This window comes from Sorangium sp. So ce145 (assembly GCF_051525985.1).
In the GTDB taxonomy this organism is placed as follows: Bacteria; Myxococcota_A; Polyangia; order Polyangiales; family Polyangiaceae; genus Sorangium; species Sorangium cellulosum_B.
In genome coordinates, this window is sequence record NZ_CP150315.1 from 9,094,919 (window position 1) to 9,114,547 (window position 19,629).

Annotated in this window: 15 protein-coding genes; 4 read left to right on the forward strand and 11 right to left on the reverse strand. The window is 67.8% G+C overall.

The genetic code is table 11. The annotated features are described in order from the left end of the window. Positions 1–33: 33 nt before the first annotated feature. From WMF34_RS33725 to WMF34_RS33745, 5 genes are all read right to left on the reverse strand, one after another. Positions 34–1,611, reverse strand: a complete 1,578-nt coding sequence (locus WMF34_RS33725) for a leucine-rich repeat domain-containing protein (RefSeq protein ID WP_437990373.1) — start codon at positions 1,609–1,611, stop codon at positions 34–36. Between the two features lie 442 nt (positions 1,612–2,053). Continuing rightward, positions 2,054–3,640 carry a caspase family protein gene (locus WMF34_RS33730; RefSeq protein WP_437990374.1) on the reverse strand — a complete coding sequence of 529 codons (1,587 nt, stop codon included), beginning with the start codon at positions 3,638–3,640 and terminating at the stop codon, positions 2,054–2,056. Then, positions 3,637–4,404: a DUF4384 domain-containing protein gene (locus WMF34_RS33735; RefSeq protein ID WP_437990375.1), complete on the reverse strand. Its 768-nt coding sequence runs from the start codon at positions 4,402–4,404 to the stop codon at positions 3,637–3,639. Before WMF34_RS33735 ends, WMF34_RS33730 begins: the two co-directional genes overlap by 4 nt. Continuing rightward, positions 4,401–4,910, reverse strand: a complete 510-nt coding sequence (locus tag WMF34_RS33740; protein WP_157907086.1) for an RNA polymerase sigma factor — start codon at positions 4,908–4,910, stop codon at positions 4,401–4,403. Before WMF34_RS33740 ends, WMF34_RS33735 begins: the two co-directional genes overlap by 4 nt. Before the next feature lie 19 nt (positions 4,911–4,929). Next, entirely contained in the window at positions 4,930–5,634 is a 705-nt protein-coding gene (locus WMF34_RS33745) for a hypothetical protein (RefSeq protein ID WP_437990376.1), read from the reverse strand. Positions 5,635–6,217: 583 nt separating this feature from the next. Here WMF34_RS33745 and WMF34_RS33750 point away from each other — a divergent pair. The 3 genes from WMF34_RS33750 (at position 6,218) to WMF34_RS33760 (ending at position 8,634) form a co-directional block, all read left to right on the forward strand. After that, the gene (locus tag WMF34_RS33750; protein WP_012239223.1) at positions 6,218–6,814 is read left to right on the forward strand and encodes a hypothetical protein; all 597 of its coding nucleotides are present in this window, start codon (positions 6,218–6,220) and stop codon (positions 6,812–6,814) included. A 107-nt stretch (positions 6,815–6,921) separates the two neighbouring features. Further along, on the forward strand, positions 6,922–7,605 hold the full coding sequence (locus WMF34_RS33755; protein WP_012239224.1) for a hypothetical protein: 684 nt from the start codon (positions 6,922–6,924) through the stop codon (positions 7,603–7,605). Between the two features lie 498 nt (positions 7,606–8,103). Then, positions 8,104–8,634, forward strand: coding sequence for a hypothetical protein (locus WMF34_RS33760; protein ID WP_437990377.1), 531 nt, complete (start codon positions 8,104–8,106; stop codon positions 8,632–8,634). A gap of 65 nt (positions 8,635–8,699) precedes the next feature. Here the strand turns inward: WMF34_RS33760 and WMF34_RS33765 are convergent, their stop codons facing one another. From WMF34_RS33765 to WMF34_RS33785, 5 genes are all read right to left on the reverse strand, one after another. Continuing rightward, positions 8,700–9,767, reverse strand: a complete 1,068-nt coding sequence (locus tag WMF34_RS33765; RefSeq protein WP_437990378.1) for a hypothetical protein — start codon at positions 9,765–9,767, stop codon at positions 8,700–8,702. A gap of 197 nt (positions 9,768–9,964) precedes the next feature. After that, on the reverse strand, positions 9,965–11,395 hold the full coding sequence (locus WMF34_RS33770) for a M56 family metallopeptidase (RefSeq protein WP_437990379.1): 1,431 nt from the start codon (positions 11,393–11,395) through the stop codon (positions 9,965–9,967). After that, positions 11,392–11,766, reverse strand: a complete 375-nt coding sequence (locus WMF34_RS33775; RefSeq protein WP_437990380.1) for a BlaI/MecI/CopY family transcriptional regulator — start codon at positions 11,764–11,766, stop codon at positions 11,392–11,394. The genes WMF34_RS33770 and WMF34_RS33775 overlap by 4 nt, the downstream gene beginning before the upstream one ends. A gap of 104 nt (positions 11,767–11,870) precedes the next feature. Beyond that, complete coding sequence (locus WMF34_RS33780; protein ID WP_437990381.1) at positions 11,871–12,266, reverse strand: GFA family protein; 396 nt, start codon at positions 12,264–12,266, stop codon at positions 11,871–11,873. Positions 12,267–12,398: 132 nt separating this feature from the next. Beyond that, positions 12,399–13,307 (reverse strand): pirin family protein, encoded by a 909-nt coding sequence (locus WMF34_RS33785; RefSeq protein ID WP_437990382.1) that lies wholly within the window; start codon positions 13,305–13,307, stop codon positions 12,399–12,401. A gap of 1,087 nt (positions 13,308–14,394) precedes the next feature. On the opposite strand from WMF34_RS33785, the gene WMF34_RS33790 reads away from it, so the two are divergent. Next, positions 14,395–15,150, forward strand: coding sequence for an SIR2 family NAD-dependent protein deacylase (locus WMF34_RS33790; RefSeq protein ID WP_437990383.1), 756 nt, complete (start codon positions 14,395–14,397; stop codon positions 15,148–15,150). Between the two features lie 77 nt (positions 15,151–15,227). Here WMF34_RS33790 and WMF34_RS33795 read toward each other — a convergent pair whose 3' ends face one another. Next, complete coding sequence (locus WMF34_RS33795) at positions 15,228–18,911, reverse strand: SUMF1/EgtB/PvdO family nonheme iron enzyme (protein WP_437990384.1); 3,684 nt, start codon at positions 18,909–18,911, stop codon at positions 15,228–15,230. Positions 18,912–19,629 lie beyond the last annotated feature (718 nt).

Consider the following 19,629-nt stretch of genomic DNA (forward strand, 5'->3'; position numbering starts at 1 on the left):
AGCGTCAACAGCGGCGGTGGCCTCCCCGCGGGCTCAGGGCGAGCAGGTCCCGGTACCGTTGTTCTCCTCGATCGTGCTCTCGGGCAGCCAGTAGAGGCGATCCATGAATGCCTCGACTTCGCAGCTCGGCAAGCTGTCGTTGTGCGCGATCCGCATCCAAGCAGCGATCGTTCGAGCTCCCAGGCCGCGAAGCGTCGCGAGCGACCGGTTCCCCTCGACGAAGAGGAAGGTGATCTCGGCCAGGTCCTCGAGCCCGGTCAGCGCAGGCAATGCGTCATTGCCCTGGATGGTGAGCTGGCGTACGTGGACCAGGCCGCGCAGAGCGTCGATGTCCACGAGCGCATCGTTGTCCTCGAGCGTCACGCTGTCGGTCACGCCGTTGCCCTCGCTGAGCGAACCGAGCCCGTCGAGGGTGGTGAGCGCAGGATTACCGACGATTCCGATCCCGTATACGTTGCGGAGGCCGCTCAGGGGTCGGAGATCCGTGAGCCGAGGATTGTGGCTGATCGACAGGTGATCGAGCTCCGAGAGCTGCTCGACTCCCGTGAGGCTCATGAGTCCGGCGTTATCGCCCACGCCGAGCGCCGCCAGCTGGGTGACGCCGGCGAGATCGGACAGATCCGACAGGGAGTCACAGCCGGAGACGGAGAACATTTGCAGGTGCGTTACACCGCCGAGATCGATGCGCGTGAGCTTGGGGTTGCCCGAGAAGTAAAGCGCCGGCATGAGGTCCTCGCCCGAGGGAACATGCGCGAGAGCGCCGGCGCTCACGAGCTCGGGATTCCCACTGACAGTGAGATACTGGATACCGCGGAGCGATAGCATGCCGTCGAGGCTGACCATCGAGGGATTGCCGCTGACCTCGAGAGAGTTGACGGTCTCGAGCGCCGCGAGCCCGGTCAGGTCCACGAGACGCTCGTTCAACCCGATCTCGATGAACCCCGCTTGGACGAGGCCGTCGAGGCCGCGCAGCGAGCTCAGCTGCCGATTCTTCCACAAAAAGAGGTGCTCGACGCTCGTGAGCCGCTCGATACCTTCCAGGCTGGCGAGCCCGTCGCTCTCGGAGATGGCGAGCTCATCGAGCTCCTCGATGGCTCCGAGGCCCTCGAGGCTGGTCAGCGCGTCGCTGTCGAAGACGGTGAGGCTCCCTCGGCGGAGGTTCCCCAGCCCGTCCAGCGTCGCGAGCCGGTCGTTGCCCTCGATCCAGAGCTCCCCCTCCTCCATGGTTTCGAGGCCTGACAAGGACTCGAGCGAATCGTTGTCGATCACGCGCAGCTCCCCTACGTTCACCCCGACGCCGGTGAGGCTCTCGAGGAGCGGGTTTTCACGGATGTCGATGATTCCCGTGACCTGTCGCAGGCTCGAAAGTCCGCTGAGGCTGAGCAGCGATAGGTTCCGCATCACCTCCAGCCGCATCCCGATGGAGGAAAGGGCGTCGAGACCGTCCAGGGTAGACAGCTGAAATGTGTCGTTGATATCGAGGCGGCCCGTGATGGTCGTCAGGCACGCGAGCGGGGACAGATCGGAGACTTCCCCGCCGATGGTGAGCCTGCCATCGAGCACGGAAACACCGCGCAGCTTCTCGAGATCCTCCTGGCGATTGGCATTCACGACGCCGCCGAGTGAACGGCCCGGCTCGCACCCCTGCGCAGCGCCCCCCGCTCCCCCGTCCCCGCCTGCGCCTCCGTCCCCGCCTGCGCCTGCGGCTCCGCCTGCGCCTGCGTCCGGCTCGCTCGGCCCACCTCCCGAGGATTGACCGCCTGAACTGGCGCTCGCGACGACCGCGGGGTCGCCCGAGCCGGATGACGTGGCGCCGGCACCGCCAGCCCCTGCCGTCGATCCGACCTCGCCTCCGCCCGCCGGCGGTTCTTCGACGTCACGCACAATCCGGCCATCACAAGCCGGCGCGAGCGCAATCAGCGCAAGCACGCCCATCCACCACGGCTTCCCCATCCCACGACGTTGAGCTCACTCCGATCCTGCGTCAAGACCCCGGGGCGACGCTGGAGGTGCGCAATGGCGACGCGGCAATTTTGCAGGATCGCGGCCCGCGTCAAAGGCTCATGCCCACGCCCACGCGGAGCCGCATGGCCACCGCGGCGCCGACCTCGCTTTCGTCGCTTCCCGCGCGTTGCTGCTTGAAGACGTACGTCTGCGCCGCCGCCTCGACGCCGAGGTAGAAGCCCTCCGCCAGATCGATGTTCACCCCTGCATCGACGCCGAACGCCCCTGCCAGGCCATGGCGGTCAGGCGCGCGCCCGGCGGTCTCGAACCGCTGCGTCATGACGGCGAGGCCGACGTCCACCCCGACACCGAGGCTGATCACGGGCAGATCCAGGGAGCGGGACAGGCGCACATCCAGGCCCAGCTCATCATTGCTCGCCGCGAGGCGCTCGTTCTGGAAGGCGCTGCGGCACGCGCTGAGCCGGGGCGCGACGCCGAGGTGCTGGAGCTCGATCCCGTATCCGACGAAGCCGCCGTGACAGAGCGAATCCCCCGGGACAAGAGGCGTCCTGAGCTGATAGCCCGCCACCGGCCCGTGCGCGACCTCGCGGACGCCGCCGCCCTTGCGCACGAGCCGGGCGAACATGACGCGGCTCAATCGCTCGTCGCCGACATCCATCGTCTGCCCTGCCCCGGCGTCGACGCTCCCCTCCAGGAGAAAATCGGGGCCTCGCCCCCGCACGAAGTAACGGCCAGGGCGCAGGCTGACGGTCCGCGTCGCGTCGCTCGCCCCCACCTCGGCCACCACCGCGCCCTCGCTGGAGTCTCGCATCACGAGGTAGGCCCTGCCGGCGGGAAAGCGGAGCACGCCCCGGAGCGACGCATGGACCGGCAGCTCGGTCAGGACGAGCTTGCCCTGGCCGCGGAGGTCGTAACGGAAGGTGGGGTGCTGCGCCCCGGCCCACGTGCGGCTCGTGGCGCGCAGGGTGCTCTCGTACGCGTGGCGGTACGCCTCCTCGAGGGAGACGGCGCCGTCCCGATCCGCGTCGGCCGTCCCGAGCAGCCCCGAGACGAGCGCGTGGGTGAAGAACGACCCTTTGAGCTCATCGGACTCCTGCGCGTCCTCGTTTCCGGAGCTCGACGTGAGCGTCACCATCCCTTGCCCGGCGAGCCGCTGATCGAGCTTGATGACGAAGGGGGGCGCGCTCGTGCCGCCCTTGACGCGCGTCAGCGCCCCGGAGCGGCACGAGTCGACGATCAAGAGCCGCGCCGAGGCCGCCGAGCCGCGGACGAGCTGCTCGAACTCCGTCAGCGAGAGCGGCGTCGGCCCGAGGTGAAGCGCGTTCGCGTCGGCGTGGCCGGAGTAATAGACGAGGTAAAGGACATCGGTGTCCGGGCTCGAGATGGCCGCGCGGACACGGTCGTTCATCGTGATGAGCGTGCGCCGGACCGTCTCCGCGCCCTCGCTCCGCAAGAGCACCAGGTTCGCCGGGGGAAAGCCGCCGAGGTCCTTGAGCACGTCGTACATCTTCGACGCGTCGTCCTCCGCGTACCGGAGCTCGACCTCGCCCTTCTCTCCGGCGTTGTTGCCGATGAGCACCGCGAAGCGCTCGATACGCGCCTCGGCCGGGGCCGCGGAGGCGGCGGCGGCAAGGCCGCACGCCGCGGCGAGCGCCGCTCTGCGACGGCGAATCACGGCGACGCCGCGACCTTCTCCGCCGTGAGCGCGTCGACGTCGCAGCCCGGCGGGGCGGGCGGCGCGCCGGGGTGAGCCGCGAGCGCGGCCCGGAGCGGCTCGACCGCGATCGCCTCCGAGCAGAACAGCCCGAAGATCCGCTCGGTGCCGAGCGTGTCGTCGAGCACCGTGCTCTGCGGGAGGAGGACCTCCCGGCCCGGCTCGATCCGCGCCGCGACAGGACCGCTCGGGTAATACACGCTCGCCTGGGAGGCCCCGTCGACGCTCAGGATCACGAGATATCGCGCCTCCGCGCTGGAGTACGTGAACTGGATCGCGTCGCCTGGATGGAGCCTCTCGCCCGCCCCGCCAGGCAGGACGCTCCCGCCGCGCTTGACGTAGAAGCCGATGTGCTCCGCGCCCTTGATGCGCTCGCCGGGGATCTCCGCGTCTCGTCCCTCTGGCGGGGCGTGGAAGCGGAAGAAGAAGAGCGCCGCTGCCGCCGCGGCGAGCGCGCTCGCCGCCGCGGGCGCCAGCCATCGACGCGGCGGGCGGACCTTCTCCGCGGCGCGGGCCGCCGGGGCGCCGCGGGCGAGCCGCAGGGGCGGCGCCGACGCCGCGAACGAGGCGCGCGCCGCCTCCATCTCGGAGCGCCGCGCCGAGCACCGCGAACAGCCAGCCACGTGCGCGCTCGCCCCCTGCGCCGCGGCCGCGTCGAGCTCGCCCGCCATGAGCTCGTCGAGCATCAGCTCCGAGAGGCACCCTTCGGGTCGCGCTGGCGTCATGGACTCGAACTCCCTTCTCTCATCCGGTCGGAGAGCGTGGCCTTCAGCCGCTCCAGCAGATTGCCGACGTGCCGGCGGGAACAGCCCATCACGCGCGCGATCTCCTCGTGGGTCATCTCATCGGAGTAATAGTGGACGGCGACCTGCGCGAGGTCGCCCGGGAGCTGCGCGAGGAGCTCCCGCGTGAGGAGGGCGTTCTCGGCGGACGCCGCCGCGCTCTCTTGCTGCAGGGGTGCAACGTGGGTGTCGAGGAGCCGCAGCCGGTTCTTGTGATCGCGGATGCGGTTCAGGCACGCGTGCGTGGTGGCGCCGTAGAGCCAGCCCACCATCGGGCCCTTGCCGTCGAGCTGCCCGGGCTCGCCGAGCAGGGACGCGAAGACATCCTGGAGGATCTCCCGCGCCTCCTGCTCGTTCCCGAGGAGCCGCCGCGCCCGGCGCAGCACGAGGTGCCCATGCTGCCGGTAGGCCGCCTCGATCAGCGACACCAGCGCCTCGCGATCCTCCACGTCCCAGCGTGTACCACGATCAGTGCCAGTCGGGGTACGTCAAATCCTGGGAGGGCGCCATCCGGACGGTGAGCGTCGTGCTCGACCCGCCGGCGGAGGGACGGATCTTGCTCTTCGCGTCATGCCCGTAGCAGGCCTTGTGCTCCGCCTCCGTCGTCGCCGCGGCGTCGCAGGCGTCGAAGGCCGCTTGCAGCTCTGCATCCACCTCGCCCTCGCGGCGGAACACATCCATGACGTGGAATCCGGGGGAGACCTGCCCTCCGAAGAAATTCGACCAGAAACCGTCTGCGGCCATCTCGCTCTCGACGTACACGATCACATGGTCCTCATCGACGCCGAGCGAGGCGCCCTCCCCGGCGGAGGCCTCGTCGAGCGCCGCCTCGATGGTGGCGATGCCGACCCGGGTGTCGACGAGGCCTTCCTTGCTGAAATCGTTGAGCGCGATCTCCTGCGGGGGCTCATGGATCGACAGCGTGAAGCTCGCGGGGAAGCTCCCGGTCACCGCCGCGCGGGCGGGGAAGCTCTCGACATCGCTGGAGCCGTCTACCGTGTTCCAGACCAGCACGGCGTCGACCGGCCCCGCAGGCGCGACGCTGAGCTCATTGACGATCGTCCCCTCGACCGTCAGCAGCGCCTCGCCCGGATACTCCGAGCCCACCTGGGGGTCGCCGCACGCGGCGAGCAGGAGCGGAAGAGCAAAAGAGAGCATCGAACGAAAGTTCATGACATTTCTCCTCGAAAAAAGAACAACGAGCCCTGGTGAACGAGCAAACCGTTTATCCGCGAGAGGACGCCACGCGCAGCGCGCGCCGCCACCGCCACGGCGCGGTCGCGCCGCCGGCGGAGCTCTCCTGGATGCACGGCGGGGCGCCTGCCGTTCAGTGCAGCGCGGCACCCCGGAGGGGGACCCGCCTTCGCTGGCCCCTTCGACCTGGAGAGACCGCAGGGGTCCCGGTTTGGGCACGGGTCGATGTCGATTGCTCGTATTACAGCCACGCCGTACGTTTACCTCCCCACCATCTGACCGAACCAGCTCGGGCCGACGACGCTCGAGTTGCGCGAAGCTGGCTCAAGCCGCTCGCCGCGCGCCGCGCGCGTCTCCTCCTGCACCCCCGTGAACGCCGGCGCGCGGCGCGCTCGCGGCGCTTGGCGCATCGGTTGCTATTCCACGTCGCCAGCAGGCGCTCGAACGCAGACGGCGAGGCCGCGTGGAGGTTCCCGACCCACGCACGCCTGGCCGGAACCCTCCGGCCGATGCCCGACCGACGATGCCCTGCCGACACGACAGAGAAAGGAGCCTTGCTGTCATGAACAAGATCGCCGTGCTGTTCGGAGGCTGTGTTGCGCTCGCGTCGATCGCCGCGGCCTCTCCCGCCCAGGCTGGCTGGACCGGCTACGTCTCGGAAGAAGACGCCCCCGCCTACTGTCCCGGCCCCGAGGCCGCCACCGGCTTCGCGTGCTGGGGGGATTACTGCGACGAGGTCGCGCTGCACTGCAACGGATTGCCCTCCTGGAGCTCTCTGGACATCTCCACCAGGTACTGGACGAGCTACTTCTCCGAGGAGGGGGACAGCGATCTCGGCGAGGTGGTGTGCTCGGACGGCCCGAGCGGCGGCAGCTGCGAGGCGTTCGAGCTCGGCGACAACGTGCGCTACTGCTTCGGCGGCCGCGGGAGCAAGGGCATCGTGACGGGCATCGATTGCGCGGACAGCTACTGCGACGAGATCTCGCTCGAGTGCACCAAACCTGCGGCTGGGCGCCTCACGGGCTGCTCCTGGTCGGGCTGGTTGTCGGAGGAGGAGTGGTACGTACACTTCGGCACGAACCGGTTCATCACGGCGGTGGAGTGCAGCGGCGACTACTGCGACAACAAGCGGTTCTACGTCTGCTCGCTCGTCCAGTAGCGGCCCGGGCGCCGCGGCGCTCGCCGCGGGGTCGGCCGGCGGCTCGTGCGTCACCGGGCGTCGAGTTGTGATACTGCTCGTCTCCCCGGGGGGAGAAGGAAAGCACCATGTCGGAGTCGAAGCTCGCCGCGCCGCAGATGGTCATCGACAGCCGTATGCTCTATTCGAGCTGGGTCCCAGCGGATCCGGCCGCCGCCGCGGCGCTGCTGCCGGACGGGATCAGGCCGGCGGAGAACAAGGCCATTTACATGAACCAGTACGTGGTCGACAAACCGGAGCAGACCTCCGGCTTCGGCGCATACTCGCTCACCTACCTGGGGCTGGATCTCGCGGATCACACGACGCCCGACGGCGGGGCCCCGGCCCGGTTCTTCACGCACTACTTCAACTCCTCCGAGACGGTGCGCCGGTACGTGCGCGAGCGCGGCGTGCCGGCGTCGCCCGGGGCGACGACGCTCGAGCTGCACGGCAGAGAGCTCGTGGTGACCACCTCGGTCGACGGCGTGCCCATCATCCGGACGAGGGCGCTCGTCGGCAACAAGATCGGCGTGGTCGCGCGCGGCCACCTCGCCTACGTGACGAAGGTCGACGGGCGGCTCGTCGCCGGCAACTACCCCTATATCGCGGACATGGCCGACCCGTACGAGCTCCTCGCCGTCGAGTTCCTCGCGAAGGATCACCCGGTGTACGCGCTGCGGCCCGGGAGCCCGGTCCAGGTGGTGAAGAGCGCCTCGTGGTACTCGCCCCGCAGCTCCTTCGTGTATCCGGGCGGAGAGCGGGACCTCTTCTGACAGACTCCCCCGGCAGCGCTTCGCTCCGGCGCGGCGCTCGCCGTGGCCGGCGCCGCAGCGCGTGCCGGGCGTTCACCAGGACGCCAAGGCCGCCAGGAGAGCCAGGATTTTCTCTCCCTTTCGTCCTTGCGCCGGATGGCTCGACTTCACGTCGTCCTATCCGCTTCGCCCGAGCACCAGAGCGCCGTCCCGTGTGGGCCCGCCGCCGCCATGGCAGGGCGAGCGGCCCTGTACCGATCCTGCCCGCGCCGGCGAGCGCGCGCACACACACACCGAGGGACAGGCGGCCAGGGTGGATTGGATGGGATCTCGACAGAGCGCGCGGTCGCGAAGGAGGGAAGGCTGGAAGACCCATGAGCGCTTCGTCCTCGATCATCGCGCCACGGGCGGCGACGGGGACCCGCGCGGCCCCGTCGTGCACAACGCGGCGCCGGGTACGTCGGTTGCTCCGAGCCCGTCCGCGGCCGGAGCCGGCCGCTCGTACAAGGGAGAGAACGAATGAATCGACTGATTCGACTCGGAGCACTCTCGGCCTTCCTGTCGCTCGTCCTCTGGGGCGGCAAGGATGTGGCGGCCGCTCCGATCCCCGCCGCGCTGAGCAGCAAGCAGCTCAAGGACCTGACGACCGCGGACGAAGACACGACGTGTCAATCGCTCACGCCGAACCTCGTGCTCACCAAGCAGGATACCTGCGAGTTCGTCGGGCTCCTGTGGTCCACGGTCGGGCAGGTGTGCACCGTCGTGAGGGACAAGTGCCTGGCCGAGGGCCAGCAGCCGCCGGCGCGAGCGGACGAGACGGCCACGCCGAGCTGTCTGCCGCCGGCCGATACGCGCGTCGGCTGCACCGCGACGGTAGCCGAGTACGAGGCGTGCATGCTGGCGAACGCCGAGAAGGTCCGAGCGCTCAGCTGCGATTCCGCGACGAGCGCGCTCGAGGCCCCCGTCGCGGCGTGTGACGTCATCGCGCAGAAATGCCCCGATCTCGGCAACACCGACGACGGCCAGGGCCAGGGCGAAGACCAGCCCTGACGCCGCCGCAGGGCGCGCCCCGCAGGACCCCGCCCGCCTCGGGCCGGCCGCGGGGCGCGCCGCGGCTACAGCGCCGCGCTCCCGATCTGCTGGATCGTCGCCTCCACCCGCAGCCGCCCTCGCTGCTCCGGTGACGACTGGATGAGCTCGTTCAGCTTGCTGTGGATGACATAGAGCTTTCCGTCGCGGAGCACGCCGGTCGTCGGATAGACGTCGCCGAGCCGCTCTACCGCGCGCAACCTCGCGGTGCTCCAGCCGTCCTCGCTCGACAGCGAGAACGCGGCGTTCGACGCGACGCCGGCGGCCTGGTTCGCGACGACCACGAGATCTTTTTTCCCCACCAGGGTCAGCCCGTCGCCGCCCACGAACCGCTCGGCGACATCGACCCTGGCGAACCGCGACGGGTTCGCGAGCGGCACCTTGAACAAACTGCCATCGCTCTTCTTGACGACCAGCAGATAGCCATCGGGGTGGACGACCACGCCGTTGAGGTTGATCCCATCGCCGGCAAATTGCTCGTCCCGCAGGAAGACGGCCGCGTTCCCCTGCGGATCGACCTTGTAGATGGTCGGCGAGAAGCTGTCGGTCACGTAGGCGTTGCCGGCGGAGTCCAGGGCGATGCCGTTCACGAGGTGAGCGCCGGGGGACAGCGGCGCGAGATCCACGTAGTGGATGGCCTTGCCCGTGGAGAGATCGTAGACGCCCACGGCGGCCAGGTTCTTCGGCCCCGCGGAAGACGGCTTGATGCTCGCGCCGAGATCGGAGCTCACCGCCCAGAGCCGCCCCCGCTCGACGTCCACGGCGATGCCGAGCACCGAGCAGAGGCGTGGGTCGTCGACGACACGGGAGACGCCGCCATCGCCGTCCACCGCGTAGATCGCGCCCTCCCTGAACGAGCTCACAAGGAACTTGCCTCTGCTGCTGTCGAATTCGATCGTCTCCGGATACAGCGCTGGCCTGTGGACGGTGATGGGCTGTCCCGTTCGCTTCAGGGTGACGACCTCCGCGCGCGCGCAGCCGGCGGCCGTCAGCCCGATCGTCGCGACCGCGCACAGCGCCCGGGCGGTCAACCCCGCACGCGCCGCGCGCGCAATCGTGCGCCGCGCGCTCGGCGTCCTGTTCATGATCGACATGTCAGCTCCTGTTCTGCCGAGACATCCCCTCAGTTTCTTTCGAGAATTCACAGGGAGGCGGGGAGACGGGGAGGAAAATCTTCAAAATGCTCCCTGTCTCCCCGCCTCCCTGTTCAATTTCCCCGCTGAAAACGGCGGCAAAATGAGGGGGATTCCTCGGCCTGTTCTGGACAGGCCCGTGCGGTGTGCGGAGCGCGCTACCGAAGCGCGCTGCCGGACGCCCGCGGGCGCCTCTCCCACGTCACCCATTCGTCGACGAATCGCTCTTCGATCCAGGCCTTCGCGGCGCGCGCGTGCCTCAGCTCCTGGCGCAGCTCGAGCACCCGCACGGCGGCCTGGGTGTCCGCGCGCTGCGCGTCGGGGAGGAGCAGCGCTTCCTCGAGCCGCGCCTCGATCTCCCGCTCGCGGCGCGCGAGCTCGGCCATCTGCTCGCTCGCCGCGGCTGCGTCGGGCGGCAATGCCGTCACGTCGAGGGCAGCGCCACGATCCCGCGCGAGCGCGCCAGCCGCGCTTGTCGCGAGCAGCGGCGGCCGCGCGCGCGCCACCTGGACGCTCAGGCCCGCAGCCGCCACGCCGGCCGCGGCGAGGCTCGCGATGGCGCGCCGCCGGGCCCGAGGGCTCGGCGTGGATCGCGCCCGGCTCCCCGCATCCAGGAGGCGCCGGACGCGCGGAAGGAGCGCGCCCGCCGAGCGCGCCATGGCCGGGACCAGCGGCCGCCGCGGGGCGAGCGACGCCCCCGACGCGACCTGGACCAGGGCGCGCGCCAGACCGAGGGGATCCCCCGTGAGCTCGACGGCGCGATCGTCGCAAGCGAGCTCCGCTGTCTGGCGGAAGCGGGACGACGCCCAGTGCACGAGCGGATGCGCCCACAGGACCGACTGCACGAGGCCAGCGGCCGGAAACCACAGCCCGTCGCGGCGCTCGATGTGCGCCAGCTCGTGCGCGAACACGGCGTCGACCTCAGCGTCGGTGAGGGCGGCGAGCCTCGCCAGCGGGACGCAGATCTCGGAGGCTCCGATGACGAGCGGGCTGCCGACACCGGCGCTCTCCGTCAGCGCGACCGGGCGCATTCCGATCCGGGCGCGCAGCCGCTCCAGCCGCCGGAGTAGCCGCGCGTCTTGCACCGCCCTGCGCCCGCGGAGGCCACACCACAGCAGCAGCGCCGACGAGGCGAACCGCAGCAGCCCCAGCGCGGCCGCTCCGGCCGTGCACGCGGCGAGCAGGTTCCACGCCTGGCTTCCCCCGGCGCGCCACGCCGGTGATCCGGCGCCGGCGCTCTCCCCGGTCGAGCCGCCGATCTCTCGTGCGGCATCAAGGACCGCCCGCGCGGGAGCGTCCTCGAGCGACAGGACCGCGATCTCTCCAGGAGATGCCGTGTCCCCGGGCGCACGCTCGAAGGCCCATGACATCGCCGCCGCGAGCAGCAGTGTCGCGAGCGGACCGAACAGCGCCATCTTCCAGAGCAGGTGCCGCGTGGAGGACGAGAGGGATCGCCGGCGAGCCAGGAGCGCCGCCGCCCCGGTCCACACCGCGGCGTGGGCCGAACAGGTGAGCAGCAGCGCCAGCCAGAGGGCCGCCATGCCGGGCCAGGCGCCCGGCCCCGCGAGCAGGTGGAGCGCCACGATCACGCGCCTTTCTCCTTGATCAGCCGCTGCATCTCCTCGAGCTCTTCAGGGCTGAGCTGCTCCGACTCGAGGAGCTGCGCGGTGAGGGCCGAGGCCCTGCCGCCGAAGAACGAGCGCAGCACGCGGTGGAGCACGCCCCTGGCCGCCTCCTTCTGCTCGACCGACGCGCGGTACACGAACTGTCTGCCAGACCGCTTGCGCTCCACCCACCCCTGCTGGCTGAGCCGCTGCAGCAAGGTCGCCACCGTCGTGGGAGCGAGCTCCCGCCCGTCCTCCGCCATCGCGGAGGCGACGTCCCCGACGGAGCCTTCCCCGACGGCCCAGAGGGCCTTCATCACCGCGAGCTGCAGATCGGTCAGCGCTTCGGTTCCCACGACGACAAGTGTCGTTCATGGGCGGCCCTCCGTCAACTACAAATGTAGTCGATCGAGCTCCGGGGCGGCGGCCTGCGGGATCCCGGGCCCGGTCGGGCCGCGTGTTACGCCGGCAGCTCCTCGAACTGGGGGTAGGCGTCGGTGATCTGATGCCAGGGCGCCTTCGAGCCGACGTAGATGTGGTGATCGGGCCCCTTCGCCGGCGCGCCGTCGAGCGTGCCGAGCTGCACGTGCGCGAACCGCTGCTCGCGGACGACGTCGTACACGGGCGAGAAGCACTGTTTGCAGACGCAGCGGTACCCGTCCTCGGACTCGCCGACCCGGAGCAGGTGCTCCCGCCCCGCGGTGACGCGGAGCCTGTCGATCTCGATTCCGCCGATGGCGGCGCATGCGGCACCGGTGCGCCTCCGGCACCTCGAGCAATGGCAGTAGAAGGCGTAGCCGAACGCGTCGTCGACCTCGAAGCGCACGGCACCGCAGTAACAAGCTCCGTTCAACATGGCCCGTCTATCTCCCTTGAACGCGGCGCCTGAGCGCGCCGCTCCGGCTCCCTCGAATGCGGCGCCTGAGCGCGCCGCTCCGGCTCCCTCGAATGCGGCGCCTGAGCGCGCCGCTCCGGCGCTCGCGCCCCCTCACCCGTCGGGGAACGGGATGAACTCGATGTCGTCGCCCGGCACCTTGGGAAAGAGCCCTGCCTTCCAGTCCTGCTTCGCGCGCTCGATGCGCTCCGGCGAGCTCGAGACGAAGTTCCACAGGATGTGACGGTCGCCTTCGAGCGGGGCGCCGCCGAGGAGCATCACGCGGCTCTGCGAGAGCGCGCGGAGCTCCGGCTGCGCTCCGGCGCGGAACACGAGCATCGTCCCCTCGCCGAAGCGCTGGCCCTCGCAGCCGACCGACCCGTCGATCACGTAGGCCGCGCGCGCCGCGTGCTCCTCGGGCAGCGGGAGCGTCGCGCCCGGGTCGAGCTCCGCGTGGACGTAGAGCGTCGGCGACAGGACGCCGACCGGCGAGCGCGCGCCGTAGGCGTCCCCCGCGATCACGCGCAGCGTGGCGCCTTCCCGGGTGACGACGGGGATCGTCGCCGCCGGGTGGTGCTCGAAGCGGGGCGCGTCCTCCTCGTGCGCCATCGGCAGCGCGAGCCAGCACTGGACGCCATGGAGGTGCGCCTCGTGCGCGAGGTCGCCGCGCTCGGAGTGGACGATGCCGCGCCCGGCGACCATCCAGTTGACGTCGCCCGGCCGGATCGGCTGCGCCGTGCCGAGGCTGTCGCGGTGGAGGATCTCCCCCTCGAACAGGTACGTCAGCGTCGCGAGCCCGATGTGCGGGTGCGGGCGCACCGAGATGCCCTGTCCCACGGCGAAGCGCGCAGGGCCCATGTGGTCGAAGAAGACGAACGGGCCGACGAGCCGGCGGCGGACCGACGGCAGCACGCGCCGCACGGAGAAGCCGCCCAGATCGCGGGCGCGCGCGTCGATGACGAGCTCGATCGCGTTCGCGGGCGAGTCCACGCAGGCGGGTTCATGGTCGGCGTAACGGCTCATCGGGGGCTCCTTCGCAGCGCTGGGCGGGGGTGCGCGGGGCGCCGCCTCGGTCCAGGGATCGCTACCCTAGCCCAGGAGGAGATGCCGATGTTTAGTTACTCGTCGCCCTAGTTTTTCCCTGGCTGCTTGGGGGTAGTGTCGAGCTCCCCGTGTTGAGAATCAAGCTGGTTGATGCTTCCTCGCTCGGGCTGGCTGATGACCATCGTGACGGTGAGCGGGCCCCGGTTACGGGCGTGATGGTCGGCTCATCGCGTCCTGAGCGTGCCGGGGTGCTCGGACGCGTCAAGGGTTCCCTCGCAGGGCTCGGCGGCTGCGCCGCGCTTGACGCGCCCTGCGCGCCCCGGCGGCCACGTCGCGCGGGCGATGGGCGGACGGAGCCTCCGGCGGGGGCTCCGGGCACCGGATGGGGGCGATGGCCATCGTGCGCGTGAGCGAGCCATCATCCTGCGTGAGCGAAAAGCGGCTCCTACCCATCATCTAACGGTAGCGTCAACAGTAGGGAAAGCGGCTCGGCCTCCTCCGCGAGAACAGCTTCAGCGACGCCGTCGAGCTCGTCAGGAGCGATCATGCCCAAGTTACCGACCCGACGGTGGCGCGGGTTGCGTCGCGCCGGACTCGGGCAGCTTCCGGTACCGATCCGCTGGCTCATCTCGCCCAGCAGGATCGGGGCCGTCGTCCCCACCCCGAGGTCGCGGCACGCCCCCTCCTGGAACCGCTCTGGCTGGTGGAGCCGATGCCTGCGATCGCTCGACCGCGCAGGGGAGCGCCGCGCATACTGAGTCGGTCAGATTGCTGCGGAAAACTGATGGTGGCTGCGCTCCCCGCGCTTCTGCATGTGCGGACCGAATCCGAGGCAGAAGTAGTTCCGCCGGTATCCAGGCGGCGGCATCCGCGCATGGAGAGCTGTCGAACGGACTTTCCCCACCTATTCGACGCATCGCATCATCATTCAACATACCCCGCTGATAATGATCTGCCCGTTCAGATTTTAGTGTAATGTCACTCTGTGGCGACCCGACGGCTTCCTAAAGCTATCCGCACGCAGCTCGACCCAGTTCGCGCGCTCCTCCATGGGGGGCAGAACGCGGTGCTACCCGTCATCGGCTCCGGGCTCTCGCAGGGACTACTCTCGTGGACCAAACTGCTCGAGCAGCTCATCGCCACCGTGCCCACCGCGGTGACTCGCAGCGAACTGAGCCACGAGCTGAAACAGGGGAAATATCTCGAAGTGGCCGGAGATCTCGAGCAGCTGCTCCATCCCGGGCGCGTGAGCGATGCGATTAAGCGGGAGTACCAGCGCCCAGCTGCGATCGCGCCGCGTGCGTACGAGCTAGTCGCCGCCCTGCCAGTCGCACACTTCGCAACGACCAACTACGACCCGTGGCTCAAGAACGCGGTGAGCCAGCGCCGCGCCCAAGCGCCGCAGGTCTATACGCCCTTCGATCCGGGGGCGTTCTCCGACCTCTCTGCCGGCGCACCACTGCTGGTATTAATGCTCCACGGGGATGCCGATCGCCCGCAAACATGCGTGCTCAGCGAGGCCGGCTACCGGCGCCTCGTGCACTACCCGGTCTACAGGGAAGCATTAAGAGTGCTCGTAGCGGCCCGTTCGCTGCTCTTCATTGGGCACTCGCTCACCGATCCGGATCTCCGGCTGGTGCTCGACGAGTGGCAGGAGGTGTTCGGCTCGGGTGGCACACCTCGGCATTACCTCCTTGGTGTGGGCATCTCGATGCGTGACCAGCAGCGCATGCTCGACCGAGGAGTAATGCCGATTGAGTACGGTGCGGCCGGGAACTACGCGCTGCTCGAGCCAGTGCTTGAGTATTTGGCCACGCCGTAACGGAGCGTAGCGCGCGCTGAGCAACAGACATCGGTGTTCGTTGTCCGCCAGGTGGCATGCCTCGCGTCAAATGCGAGTCACGTAGTTCTCGGGGCAGCTAGTACACACCGAAATCCAACGTATCTTGCTTGCATTTCGGGAGGGTACCAGTCACGCCTGCTCAGTCGAGGGGCATCAGGAACAACAACTGCATTGTAGCCTCGCTGTGCCCGGCATCGCCGTTTACCTTTATAATCCATGGTTTCACTTCCTAATTTTGGGGCCCTTGCCTCATCAAGTAAACAAGGATCTGGACCTAACAGATATGAGTACGCGCGGGGGTCATACCAGTCGAGACACCATTCAAACATGCATCCGACTTGATCCCAGCTTCCGTAAGGTCCATGGTTCGTCGGAAAAAGCCCAACTGGCAAAATTTCGCGGGGCAGATTCAGCCTCGTTCCTTTGAGTCCCCATGGCCAGCCGCGTTTCGGATAAGGATTCTTTTCTCGATCGATCAGATACTGTCCACCACGCGTCGCCTTCTCCCACTCCGCCTCAGTAGGCAAGCGTACCACTAGTCCATCTTCGGAGTGTAGCAAATGTGAATTAAGCCACCTGCAATAGGCCTCAGCCTCCCACCACGAGACACCACCGATCGGCACGTTGGCAAAGTTGACTCTCTGTCGAGACCACTCCGTCGGAGCCAGAATCCCTCGCCGTTCACGCCAGGACCATCCCTTACGGGACCACCATTGCTTCTCGGCGTATCCGCCATCCCTGAGAAACCGTGCATATTCGCCGACCGTGACTGGCCAGCGTTGGACGTAGAAGTCCGACAAGTAAACCCAACCTGACGGGGTGTTATCTAAGAGTGCTTCATCTGTAGAGACCTTTTCGTTCCCTCGCCAGAATTCGCCAGCTGGCACTTTTACCCATTGTCGATCCGGACGGAGTCGGGGGTCACCTTCCGAACACAGTGCGAGCGCGCCAGCGACGCCGACCCGATCGAGCATCGTTCCTGGCTGCGCTTCGGCTTCGAGCAACGGCTCCGCTATGGCAGCAATGATCTTGGCAATGCTATCAAGACCGCTCACATCATACTCGCGAAGATCGAACAACGCGCGTGCAGTGGTCGCCAGCGCAGCCATCTGATCATGCGCATCCGGCAGCATCTTCACGTGCTGAAGCAAGCCGTTCAGGATCTCTCGTGTTTGGACCTTGTCGGATAGTGCCTTGAAGGCGGGCGCGAGCACGACGACCTCGCGCCAAGATGCGTTCGCAATATACTTTGCCAGTAAGTCGATACGGTCACCGCGTTCTACGCAGATGCATCGCGCTGCAAGAAACTCCTGGAACTGGAGATGACGAAATCTATATGAACCGTCACGGTCCGGAACTAGCAAGCCACTCCGCTCCGCCATGGTGCTGATGATCGAGCGGCACTCAGCGGGTTCTCGGCGCCGCGACGATCCATCTGAGAGCCGTTCTGCAACGAGTTTTGTGAGCGGGCCGATTTCGATCGTCTGCGCATGTTCAACCGTTTCCTGGATGCGAAGCGCAATCTGCTGAAGTAGGCCAAGCTTCTGATCTTGCGTGAGTTCGTCAGGCCGGTCCATACCGTCTTCTACATCCTTCGCCTGCTGCCATAGATGGGCAAGAGATTGAACACAATGCTCGTAGAGATCCGCTCGACGCTCGGGTAGCCTGCCGTAACTCTGATGGACGACAGCAATTGCAGTCAGTAGGATTGGGGTGCGTGCCAAGGTAGCGAGATCGCCGCTCCGGTTTGTGACTTGACGAATACGCCCGAGCAAGTCGCTCGCCTGACGGTTCGCTTCATCCTCGCTGGTGAGCAGAGCGCGGTACCAGGCGTGGACGAACCGGTCTACCTGCGCGTCGTCGAGGGGCTGCACAGTCGTATGAGAGAGGTTGCCGAGCTCGGTGAGCATGCGTCTCGCGATACCCGAGAGACCCGCGGGACGGCTCGTGAGCAGAAAACGGCAGGCGGCGTGCTCGCGCGCGGCGTCGCGCACGATGTCCGCTGTCCGGTCGCGGAGGTGCGCGTCGGCGATCTCGTCCAGCCCGTCAAGGAGCAAAGCCACGCCACCATGCTCGAGTGCGGAGCCGAGCCATCCCCCGCCGCCGGTCATCGAGCCAACTATCTCGCGCAGATACTCGACGAGCAATTCCGCACCTGCGGTTCGCCGCCGCTCCTCGGGCTGCCTGCCCACCCAGCTCGCGAAACGCCTTAGGAAGACGAAAATCGGGACAGGGAATGGTGCTGAAAAGCCCATAGCGAGGGCGCGCGCAGGGTGGCCGCGGTGCGCCTCGACTAGCGCCATGGTGACGTGCTTGAGAACGGTCGTCTTACCCGCACCCGGTGCGCCTTCGATGAGGAGATGGCGCGCAGCCCGCACGGCGTCTTCGATTGATTGGCGGCGGAGTAGCTGCGCGAGTGCGTCGATATTTGTGCTCCCCGCATGGATTCGCGACCACATGGCCAGAAGCACATCCGGACGGTTTACCTCATCTTCGCTCGCCCCGATCGCGCGAAGCGCACTCATGATGAGAGGCCGAAGGTCATCGGGTACGTACGTTGCGGAGGCGAATAAGTGCCTATCTAACCTATACGCCAGCCGCGCAATAGGGTTCTCGCCATTGTCTGGACTTATTGCCCCCCCACGCGTACCTGTTCTCTTTGCATGGCGCCTTCGTTTGCTCGCACGTGTACCGTTATCGTTCGTGGGTTCGGCGGTCGTTCGCTCCGGCCGCGCAACGTCGAGCGACACGTACACCCTCTCCACTGGAACGGCCTGGACGGCGCGATCACGAAGCAGACCCGTGAGCACCACCGACCCGTGCTGCGAGTCGACGCAGTCGAGATAGCGCGACAGCTCGCGTCCCCTAAGGCTCTGAGCCTTGCCATATCCGGTGGCTGCCACCTGCGGTACCGTCGCGAGGCGTATCAACACTTGCTCAAGTGGATTGTCCCCCATGGAGATTAGGTCGAGCACCTCGACACCGCACCGTTCGAGTCTCTGCGCTGACATTTTGCCTACCTTCGTGCCGAGTAGGAAGTGCCGTAGGTCGCCGCCCGGAGAGAACACCGATTGCCATCCTTCGAGGAGTAAATGGAGGTCAGGGTCCAGATCCCCCGTACCGATGAGAAGCAGCGTACGCTGATCGAGAAGTGCGGACATCGCGGCGCGATACGCCTGGCCGTGGACAAGCTGGCGGTAACCAGTCTCGCTCGCCACACAGGTCGCCGGGCGATCCGCATCGCCATGCAGCATGAGGACGAGCGGCGGCGAAGAGGGCCGGGTGTCCCCGAACGCGCCCGGATCCTCGGGCACATAGACGCGCGGGGCCTCACGGACTTTCCGTGCGAGAGCATTCTTTAAGAATGGGTGGTACGCAGTCGTAGCGAAGTGCGTGACCGGCAGCATGGCAATGCGATTGAAGATTGGTGGCGCCTCCCTCTTGGGGCGGCGGTAGAGTTGCGCGATGCGTGCTGTGAGTTTGGACCTGCCCACGCTTCCATCCGCTTCGAGCGCGCTTGCCACGTCCTGGAACCGCTTCTGGGCAAGCGCATCACGCATCTCGCCGGCGAGCGCAGCATCCTCGACGAGCTCGATGAGGTCGACTAGCATCTCGTGGAACGTCGGCAGCCCGCTTGGCACGTCAGCACCGACGAGCGGGAGGATCGAATTAGTTTCGTTGTGGAGTCTTCGCCGGAGGAGTTCGATCCGTTCCAGCAACGATGCAGAGGGTTCGGTCATGCGTACATCCCCGCGATGCGAGACGTCATGCTGACGCACCCACATGGTCCACGTCAACGCCCCCGCCCACCACACGCTTCGGCTCGCCGTCATAGCAGATGGCCAGGGAGGCATGCGTCCCGGGGAGCTGGGGGCGACTACCCTAGCCGCCCCGACCGGCAAGGCCATCGGACATGCCGCTCCGTGTCAAGACGAGGGGCCGCGGCCAATGTAGGAGACTGGCTACAGGGCGGGACGTCACAATCAGCGGTTGCGTCCCCTCCTTCGCCTTGGCGCTGACAGCGCGCGAGTTCGACGTGTTGGCGCTGACAGCGCGCGAGTTCGACGTGCATCCGCGCCCTCAACCGGGTGCCCGCCGCGGAGCTCCGTGGAGTCTCGTACCATGACGTCACCCGCCGCGCCCACTCCTGGCAACCCAGCTCACATTGTTCGGGTCCCCAATCCAGCGTCGCCGAAATTTGTCAGGCACACGCAGGGCTCACTAAAGAGCATACAACGAATAGGCGTTTGCGGGACTGCGCCTGAGCAGCAGCGGCGGCGAGGTCCCGGCGCAGTCCCGCAAACGCCTATTCGTTGAGCCCGCGTTGGGCCAACCCGAAAACTGGGGTGGCCAAGCCCCAAGCTGAACCCATCGAAATCATTAAATTTATCCCCGTTCTCTCCTCGGTACCAGGGAAGTTCTTGGGCGACGGCGCTGGCGCGGAGGAACGAACGGCGG